The organism is Winogradskyella sp., assembly GCF_016744625.1.
Classification (GTDB): domain Bacteria; phylum Bacteroidota; class Bacteroidia; order Flavobacteriales; family Flavobacteriaceae; genus Winogradskyella.
On sequence record NZ_JADGDZ010000039.1, the window covers coordinates 21,874 to 29,624 of the forward strand.

8 protein-coding genes are annotated in these 7,751 nt (G+C 32.0%); 2 read left to right on the plus strand and 6 right to left on the minus strand.

Going from position 1 to position 7,751, the window contains the following annotated elements:
- Positions 1–117: 117 nt before the first annotated feature.
- From QZZ53_RS09645 to smpB, 3 genes are all read right to left on the minus strand, one after another.
- Entirely contained in the window at positions 118–636 is a 519-nt protein-coding gene (locus QZZ53_RS09645; RefSeq protein WP_296384024.1) for a hypothetical protein, read from the minus strand.
- Positions 637–645: 9 nt separating this feature from the next.
- Complete coding sequence (locus QZZ53_RS09650) at positions 646–3,111, minus strand: DUF5686 and carboxypeptidase regulatory-like domain-containing protein (protein WP_296384026.1); 2,466 nt, start codon at positions 3,109–3,111, stop codon at positions 646–648.
- A gap of 160 nt (positions 3,112–3,271) precedes the next feature.
- Positions 3,272–3,730: an SsrA-binding protein SmpB gene (gene smpB, locus QZZ53_RS09655; protein ID WP_296384028.1), complete on the minus strand. Its 459-nt coding sequence runs from the start codon at positions 3,728–3,730 to the stop codon at positions 3,272–3,274.
- Positions 3,731–3,883: 153 nt separating this feature from the next.
- Between smpB and QZZ53_RS09660 the strand changes: the two genes are divergently transcribed.
- Positions 3,884–4,660 (plus strand): DUF6503 family protein, encoded by a 777-nt coding sequence (locus tag QZZ53_RS09660; protein ID WP_296384030.1) that lies wholly within the window; start codon positions 3,884–3,886, stop codon positions 4,658–4,660.
- Here the strand turns inward: QZZ53_RS09660 and QZZ53_RS09665 are convergent.
- From QZZ53_RS09665 to deoC, 3 genes are all read right to left on the minus strand, one after another.
- On the minus strand, positions 4,646–5,530 hold the full coding sequence (locus QZZ53_RS09665; protein WP_296384032.1) for a histidine phosphatase family protein: 885 nt from the start codon (positions 5,528–5,530) through the stop codon (positions 4,646–4,648). The genes QZZ53_RS09660 and QZZ53_RS09665 overlap by 15 nt on opposite strands.
- A 76-nt stretch (positions 5,531–5,606) precedes the next feature.
- Positions 5,607–6,305, minus strand: a complete 699-nt coding sequence (gene deoD, locus QZZ53_RS09670) for a purine-nucleoside phosphorylase (RefSeq protein ID WP_296384033.1) — start codon at positions 6,303–6,305, stop codon at positions 5,607–5,609.
- Positions 6,306–6,333: 28 nt separating this feature from the next.
- The gene (gene deoC / locus QZZ53_RS09675) at positions 6,334–6,996 is read right to left on the minus strand and encodes a deoxyribose-phosphate aldolase (RefSeq protein WP_296384036.1); all 663 of its coding nucleotides are present in this window, start codon (positions 6,994–6,996) and stop codon (positions 6,334–6,336) included.
- Between the two features lie 346 nt (positions 6,997–7,342).
- On the opposite strand from deoC, the gene QZZ53_RS09680 reads away from it, so the two are divergent.
- The coding region (locus QZZ53_RS09680) for an OmpW family outer membrane protein (RefSeq protein WP_296384037.1) at positions 7,343–7,751 on the plus strand (409 nt) is incomplete at its 3' end.

Consider the following 7,751-nt stretch of genomic DNA (forward strand, 5'->3'; position numbering starts at 1 on the left):
TCGTAATATTGGTTTTGTCATTCTGCACTTGGTACGGAATCCAGTTTTTGGTATAAGGATTAGCTACGCTGAACCTAAAGGTTTGTCTGCCTTCGCAAAAATGACAGATTACAGTTATCAGTTCTTCGGTAAATACTCTTCAGGAATTGGATTTTCTTTAGATTCTTGCATCCAATAAATATTAATAATCCACCAACGCTCACCATCATTCATTAATTGAATACTGTTGATGCCTCTCATAAAAGGCTCAGTGTCATTTTTACTTTTAAAAGATTCGTAAGTACTGAAGACTTGTGTGATATTTCCAAAGGTTTGTGTTTTTCTGCTCATTTCAACTTCGTGGAACCCATTTTCGAATAACCATTTCCCTGAAGACTTTATGTAATCTTCTGGTGTTATAAAACGTGCTGTGTGTTTACCTTCTTTGTTTTTACCAGAAGGGATGAGTTTCGCGTCTTTGTAGAATAAATATCTAAATAAATCCCAATTGCGTTCTACACCTTTGTCTCCAGAGATTACTGCATATAAGGTTTCAATGGTGCTGTCTAACGTGGCTACTTGTTCTGAGTAGTCTTTAGTGTCCTGTGCGCTTAATCCTAAAGTGGATAGGAATAAAACAATAAGTAGTTTTTTCATGTTATAAAGTTAAAAGAATTTCAATCCAAACAAAATTGCATCACTTTGAAATCCACTTTGGTAAGATCTCACATAGTCTACTCTTAAGAATCTCCATTTTCCCCAACCAATGTTATCAATACCAACAGTATATTCTTGGTATGGACTAAAATCTGGTGTTGCCAATAGATGTGCACCAACTACCAAGTTGAAGTTGAGTTTATTTAGTAATGGTATTTTTCCTAAAAGAAAACCATTAAAATCGTGTTCTGTATGTGCTTCAAAATAAGCATCATTTGTGCTACCAGCATAATAACCTAAGTTATTGAATACATTGGTGTAATTTCCTTCTGTACTGATATGTGTTTGGTTACCATTAAAATGTTGGTAATCTATAAAAGCAATATCATCTGCATTAAAAAACTTACTAGCTTTTAAATTGTATCTAAAACGACCTTTGTCTTTAATGTTAAAAGACTGTGTAAGACGTGCTTTTATTTGGTCAAAGTTATAATCACTATTAGTAGCTCTGAAGCCTTTTTCGTATGCTAAGAATAATGTTGGATATGCGCTATTCCCTATATTAAATTTGCTATCAGGATAACTTAAGTATTCTTGTGCAAAGTTAATCTGAGCAGTAACATTGGCTTTTAAAATGTTATGTGTTTGAAAAGGAGCAATACCATATGCGGTTTCGTCTAATGGATTATTGCTTGTGTAAACATCATTGTCTTCGTTTCTATAGACTTGGTCTGTTGTATTAGATAATGCTTTTCGTCTTTCGTAACTCAGCTGCGAGTATAATCTAAAGCCGTTAAACAATTCTTCGGAATGATTAAGCTGTACAAAACTCCTTTCGTATAACTTCATGTAGTTGTCTTCAAAAAACAAAGTGCTTATCGAATTTATAAATGGAGTAATAGGCTCAGCAGGATTAAACTGTTCTGTGCTAACACCTCCAGACAGCCTTAAGAACGATCGTGATGTATTATTAAACTTATAGGTTAACGAACCTGTTGCTCTTAGTCTTTCATCAGAAAAGCCGTATTGTAAACTCGCATTCGCTCTAAAAAAGCGTTTAAAATCACCATAATCTTTTGTGAAGAATACGTTGGCTTTAGCTGTATAGCCTTGTACTGTACTAAATTGTATCTCAGTAAGTGGAATGTCGAAGCCTAAACGAATATCTTTATGAGAGTTTTGGTATGTGTAACCAAGAATACTTCCTAACTTAAATTTATTATTTACGCGATCTATAGAGTCTAGATAAGGTTTGGACTCTTTTACAATCTGAATACTATCTTTTTTCACATAATCTGTGCGTTCCTCTAATGTTAATGGTACAGGCCTAATGGTGTTCCAGAATAGAGAATCTTTTTTATTGGCTTGGTCTTCAAAAGCAACTATTTCTCTACCGAAATCTTTTCTTGTTAAACCAGTATTGAACTCATAATTACTATAAACAGCTGTAAAACGACCATCTCCTTTTATGCCTAAAAATTTGTATTTAAAATCGAGGCTTTGAGAGATTAAAGCCCAAATACTATTTTCCTCTGAATAAGAAAATGTTTGTTTTATTGATAGAATGTCTGCTGCTGGTACTCGAGCTTGTATACCAGTAATATCTAACTCAACTCCATAAATTGTCCATTGGTCTTCAACAATATAAATACTTCCAGAAAAAACAGGATCATTGTCACGCTTAGGAATTACATTTACTTTATTAACAAGGTTTCCACGGTCGTCATAAAATATACCTTCTAATTTATATTTGTAATAGCTAAATGCATTATTGGCAATAGGAGAGATAATTTCATTGCCAAATTCAATAGTATTGTTGTAGAAATTATAATCGACATCAATAGCATTATTAAAACTAAATCCATTGTTGTCACCACTTACTTTTGAAGCTGTAATTTTTTCTTTGAGTTTATTAGGCCTTAAATATTGAATTTTTGAAATGGTTTCTGATAAGTAAATAATTCCACTTCGTGTAGAGTCTAAGCCTCCTCCTAAATCACCTACATCTTGACCAAATATTTTTTTTGGAGCATCTTTTATTCTAATTAATCCTCTAGAATAAAAATCGGCCTTAAAAGAGTTGATTTTTTCTAAATTTTCTTTTCGTTTTGCAATGGCTTGGCGAATTATAGCATTTGCAGGATTGTCTTCTGAATTAACCACAACTTCTCCAAGAGATACAGATTCTTCCTCTAAAGCGATATCAATTGTATATGGAAATTTATCTATTGTAACTTTCTTTTTTACCGTTTTGTAGCCTAAATAGGTATAGGCTATTGTGTAAGTTTTTGATTTAGAAATATTAAGTTCGTAATAACCATCGTCATTACTAGTGGTTCCTTTGTAGGTGTTTTCTATTAAAATATTTACGAAAGGTAACGGTTCGCTTTTTGTGTTTGTTATAGTGCCAACAATTTGAGCTGATACAATTGTGCTAAATGCGATAAATAATAAACTGAGTAGATTTTTATTCATATTGGTTTGATTGATGATTAATTTTTTGAAACGAATTTTATTAATGTTCACAAATTTTGTGCCCTTATTAATAAAGACGTAAATAAAATTGAAATGGTTGCTTATAGAAATTCAAACATAAATTAAAAATGTAAAGGAAGTCGTTAGAGGAATCTTAAACTTATCGAAAATTTTTCTTAATACGATCTAGGTCACGCTTGTTGTCACGATCTTTAATCGTTTCGCGTTTATCGTAAAGTTTTTTACCCTTACCCAATCCAATAATAAGTTTAGCAAAACCTTTTTCGTTGATGTATAGCTTAAGTGGGATAATGGCATTACCCTTTACGTCCATTTCCTTCTTTAGCTTTTTTAGCTCTTTTCTATTAAGAAGTAACTTGCGCTCTGCTTTTGGTTTATGATTATAGTAGTTTCCAAAAGCATATTCTTCAACAGTCATATTAATAACAAACAATTCCTCTCTGTCATTAAACTCACAGAAACTTTCGGCAATAGAAGCTTTGCCAGATCTGATGGATTTAATTTCTGTTCCAGTAAGGACAATTCCGGCAGTATATTTATCTAATATATCGTACTGAAATTTTGCTTTTTTGTTAAGTATGTTAACTGTTTTTTGCATTGGTGACAAAGGTAGTTTTTAAAGTTGAAATTTTGAAGCTCGAAGCTTTAAGTTTTCTCGCGAAGACGCAAAGTCGCAAAGATGATCAGATTTAATGCTTGGTTGTGTAAACTTGTTTATAATTTTGCGACCATTAAGTTTTATAATACACTTATGAAATATTTATCTTTTATAATTATAGCTCTATCTATTGCAAGCTGCAAAAATGAACCAGAAGCTAAGTCTTTGTCTGCTGATGAAATTATCAATAAATCTATTGAAGTTTCTGGAGGTGAAAAATTTGAAAGGTCGGCGATTGACTTTGATTTTAGAGGGAAAATTTATACTTCTACAAGAGAGAAAGGAAAGTTTACACTATCTAGAACTTCGATTGAAGCCGATAGTATTTTCATCATAGATCATTTGAATAATGAAGGTTACTCAAGGCAAATTGGTAAAATGAAAACTAATGGTCTTAAAACTATAGTTGTAGAAGATTCTATGGCTGTGAAATATATTGCTTCAGTAAACTCTGTACATTATTTTTCAACATTACCTTATGGTTTAAACGATAAAGCAGTAAACAAAAGCTTGCTAAATGAAGAACGAATAAAGAACAAAGACTATTACAAAATCAAAGTCACTTTTAATGAAGAAGGTGGAGGTGAGGACTATGAAGATGTTTTTGTGTATTGGATTGATAAAGAGTTGTTTAAATTAGATTATCTCGCGTACTCATATAATGAAGATGATGGAGTAGGAATGCGTTTTAGAGAAGTATATAATGAGCGTTACGTAAACGGATTACGTTTTGTAGATTACAATAATTACAAAGCTGAAAACACCAAAATAAAGCTTACCGAATTAGGCAAAGCATTTGAAGCTAATCAACTAAAATTGTTATCTAAAATAGAACTCGAAAATGTAAAGGTCGATTTAATCAACGACTAAAACGGTTGAAGATTTAGAATCTTCAGTTACTGTGACGATGTAAAGATTTGCATTATTATTATCGTCAATCATACCATACTTTTTATCACCTAATAAGCCATTTGCAAACATTGGAGTTGTGTTACTATGACCTACTACAAGTATTTTTTTTCCTTTAGTATTGGCTATAAACTCTTTTAGTTTCATGTCTCTTGGATCATAAAAACTTACTTCTACATTATTTGCTTTGGCTGTTGGTGCTGCAGTTTCTTTAGTTCTATTGTAATTGGTAGAGTAGACCAAGTCAAATTTCACATCCTTTAAAACATTCGCCCAATTATTGGCGCGTTTTAGACCAGCTTCTGTTAAATGTGGATTTCTGTTGGTTTTATCTGAACGGTCTTTTTCTGCGTGTCTAATGAGGTAATATGTTGTCGTTTTTTGTTCAACTTGCTTTTCTAGAGGACCTTCCCAAATGACTTGTTCTATCATCCATTTACCTTCTTCTTTTGATAAAAGCATGTAGTCATTTCCCCAAAATCCAGTAACTTTTGCTGATGCAATATGATTACCGATATCTAAAACTTCGACTTTACGGATAACATCAGCTCCTTGTTGTTGATTTTTTTCTAAAACGTCCTTTGCATAGTTTATCGCTTTAGCATAGGTCATTTGATTAGAATACTTGTACTTACCAGTGTCTTTATTTTTCCAATACCCAAATTTGTAAAGTCTTGGTTTTATGGCAGCTTTTAATTTTAGAGTATCACCATTATAAAAACCGTCTAAGTAATTGTTTAATGTGATTTCTATTTGAGTTTTGTCAGACTCGTTTTGAGTAAAAATTGTAAAAGATAAAGAAAGGAATAGCGCTAGGATGAAAGATTTCATGATGAGATTGATTGGTTAATACTCTCAAATATAATCTAGAATATTAGTAATTTTTTAAAAAGTTTGTTAAATAAAATTAAGCGAGTTCTAACGCAATTTCAATCATTCCTTTAAAAGTAGTCTCTCGTTCTTTACTAGTTGTACTTTCACCTGTAACAAGTGAATCAGAAATAGTTAGTATAGCTAAAGCATTTACATTATGCTTTGCAGCTACAGTATATAATCCGGCAGCTTCCATTTCTACACAAAGCACTCCAAATTTTGACCATTTTTTGTAAGATTCTATATCATCTTCATAGAATTCATCTGAGGATAAGACATTACCAGCTTTAATAGGAATATTCTTTGCTTTAGCCGCTTCAACAGCTTTTATAAACAAACCAAAATCTGCAGTAGGTGCATAATCAGCACCACCAAAACGCAATTCATTAACACCAGAAGTTGATGATGCAGCCATAGCTAAAACAACATCTCTAAGTTTTACATCTTTTTGATAAGAACCAGCACTACCAACTCTAATGAGGTTTTTTACACCAAACTCAGATATCAATTCATTGGCATAAATTGAAATACTAGGTACTCCCATTCCTGTTCCCATAGTAGAAACACGTTTGCCTTGATAGGTGCCTGTATAACCATACATACCTCTAACTTCGTTGAAGCATTTAGGGTTTTCAAAAAATGTTTCTGCTATCCATTTTGCTCGTAATGGATCACCAGGTAGTAAAATTGTTTCTGCGATTTCGCCTTTTTTGGCTCCTATGTGTACACTCATACTACAAAGTTAAGCAAAGTGTTTATAATTAGTAAGAAGAATGTGAAGTTTGATTAGTCATCATTGCAACTCCTGAAGAAGCACCAATTCTATGTACACCAACTTCAATATATTTTAAAGCAGTTTCAACATCTCTAATTCCGCCAGAAGCTTTTATTTTTAGAAGATCTTTAACCGATTTTTTCATTATTTTTACAGCTGTTAGAGTTGCACCACTTTTAGAGAAACCTGTTGAAGTTTTTACAAAATCGGCTTTTGCATCGATACAGATTTCACAAGCTTTTACAATTTCGTTTTTAGAAAGTTCACTAATCTCTAAAATGACTTTAAGAGGAACTATACCAATTGCACGCTTTACATTACTAATATCTTTTAAAACAGCAACGTGATTTTGACTCTTAAGACGACCAATATTCATCACCATATCAATTTCTGTAGCTCCTTGTTCAATAGCTTTTTTTGCTTCAAACATTTTTGCTTCTGTAGACATTGCTCCTAAAGGAAACCCAACTACAGTACATATCTTAACGTCAGATCTACCAAGAGCTTGTTTTGCTATTGGCACATAACTGCTATTAACACAAACTGAATAAAAATTGTATTTTAAAGCTTCTTCACAAAGATTGAGAATATCGGCTTCGGTTGCAGAAGCACTAAGAAGTGTGTGATCTATGTATTTATTTAATTCCATTTATTTTTTTAGTAGGGTTTTGACAATATAATAGCTAAAGTAATTCTCTAACATGTAGAGGGATTACTAGACAAGAATCAATGATGTCTTAAGTCTGTTGGAATTAAATAGCTCGATAAAATTAATGATTTATCCGTTAAAAAGACTGTTAAATTCTGGAATTTATTCTGCATTTCATCGAATAATTTTTTATTAACAGGTAATTCACTGTTTTACAGATTGTTAATTTGGGATGTTTTCTAGTTAAAAAATCGCATTAAATTTTATAATAATTGAACTATGATTTTTGTCAGTGTTTTAGGTTTTTTTGCATCCTATTTTTGTTGAAAATTAAAACATAATTCTCATGAAAAATCTATTATTACTTATTTTATTAACAGCCTTTACATTTAGCTTAAATGCACAAGATGATAAAGCAACAGATGATTATAGTAAATGGCAAGCTCGTTTTAGAATAATCTCTGTAATTCCATCTCCAGGTGATGATATTGTTGGTGCAGATGTTGATATAAACACAGCTATTGTTCCAGAATTAGATTTCACGTACTTTTTCACTAAAAACATTGCTGCTGAGCTTATTTTAGCAACAACTAAGCACGATGTTGAGTTAAACGTAGCTGGTGGAACAACAGCAGATTTAGGTCATGTTTGGTTATTACCTCCAACTCTAAATTTACAATATCATTTTTATGCAGATGATTTCAAACCTTACGTTGGTGCTGGTATAAACTATACTATATTTTACGGTATAGATG

Coding starts and splice junctions, on each gene's coding strand:
- QZZ53_RS09660 (WP_296384030.1), top strand. CDS start 3,884: ATGAAATATTTATCTTTTATAATTATAGCTCTATCTATTGCAAGCTGC.
- QZZ53_RS09665 (WP_296384032.1), bottom strand. CDS start 5,530: ATGAAATCTTTCATCCTAGCGCTATTCCTTTCTTTATCTTTTACAATT.
- QZZ53_RS09645 (WP_296384024.1), bottom strand. CDS start 636: ATGAAAAAACTACTTATTGTTTTATTCCTATCCACTTTAGGATTAAGC.
- smpB (WP_296384028.1), bottom strand. CDS start 3,730: ATGCAAAAAACAGTTAACATACTTAACAAAAAAGCAAAATTTCAGTAC.
- deoD (WP_296384033.1), bottom strand. CDS start 6,305: ATGAGTGTACACATAGGAGCCAAAAAAGGCGAAATCGCAGAAACAATT.
- deoC (WP_296384036.1), bottom strand. CDS start 6,996: ATGGAATTAAATAAATACATAGATCACACACTTCTTAGTGCTTCTGCA.
- QZZ53_RS09650 (WP_296384026.1), bottom strand. CDS start 3,111: ATGAATAAAAATCTACTCAGTTTATTATTTATCGCATTTAGCACAATT.